The organism is Candidatus Magnetaquiglobus sp. (assembly GCF_058402785.1).
The window spans coordinates 65,347-66,459 of sequence record NZ_JBZVFG010000020.1; the positions used below are offsets into that span (position 1 = coordinate 65,347).

Here is a 1,113-nt window from a genome sequence, read left to right on the forward strand (position 1 = left end):
ATTCCCAACCGCCAAACAACCTCAAACCCACCCCCCCAATAAAAAAGGGAGGCGTATCGACGCCTCCCCCATCCGATCTTCCCGATCCTTCGACCGCAATATCAACGCTTCGAATATTGCGTGCTCTTGCGGGCCTTGTGACGACCGTACTTCTTACGCTCAACCGCACGCGAATCACGGGTCAAGAAACCACCCTTCTTCAACACCGCCCGATAGGCCGGATCATACGCCACCAAAGCACGCGCAATACCATGCTTGATCGCACCCGCCTGCCCCGATACACCACCACCGGCAATGTTCACCGTGACATCAAAACGCTCATCGGTCTGGGTGACCGTAAATGGCTGACGAGCAATGATACGCAAACCAGCACGGTCAAAATAAGCATCAATGCCAATTTTGTTGATCAGCATCTTGCCGTCACCCGGTTGAATCCAAACCCGGGCAATCGCCTCCTTGCGTCTTCCAGTGGCATACGTGGCGTTGGTCAAAGACATGTCCGATCCATCCTCGTGTAACGTCTAACCGCCCATCAATCCAGGGCGAGAGGTTGCGGCTTCTGGCCAGCGTGCGGATGCACATCACCCGCGTAAATCTTCAACTTGCGACCCAATTGACGACCCAAGGTATTCTTGGGCAACATGCCGATGATCGCATCCTGCAACACCCGCTCCGGATACCGGCCACTCAATACCGTGGCCGCATTGGTGGTTTTGAGTCCACCAGGATAACCACTGTGCCGATAATACTGCTTGTCCTCCAGCTTGGAACCAGTCAGACGTACCTTGTCGGCATTGATGATCACCACAAAATCGCCAACGTCCATGTGAGGCGCAAAGGTCGGCTTGTGCTTGCCACGCAGACGATGCGCCGCCAGACTGGCTACACGCCCCAGAACCTTGTCCGTGGCGTCGATGAGAATCCAATCGTTGACGATCTCTTTGGATGAGGGGGTGAAGGTTTTCATGGAACCAAGAACTTCCTTCAAAGGATTTTTTCAGTCCCCGATCGGACACCATGTCAGCTTGAGAACATGTCGCCCGATCGGAAACCAGAATAAAAAAACTTCCTGGCAGTGACCTACTTTCCCGCGTCTTGAGACGAAGTATCATC

At 53.9% G+C, this 1,113-nt stretch carries 2 protein-coding genes; both read right to left on the reverse strand.

What is annotated here, in order from left to right; translation table 11 throughout:
* Nucleotides 1–101 precede the first annotated feature (101 nt).
* Nucleotides 102–497, reverse strand: a complete 396-nt coding sequence (gene rpsI, locus ACV4UY_RS08765) for a 30S ribosomal protein S9 (RefSeq protein ID WP_491607222.1) — start codon at nucleotides 495–497, stop codon at nucleotides 102–104.
* Between the two features lie 35 nt (nucleotides 498–532).
* Entirely contained in the window at nucleotides 533–967 is a 435-nt protein-coding gene (gene rplM, locus ACV4UY_RS08770; protein WP_491607223.1) for a 50S ribosomal protein L13, read from the reverse strand.
* Nucleotides 968–1,113: the final 146 nt, after the last annotated feature.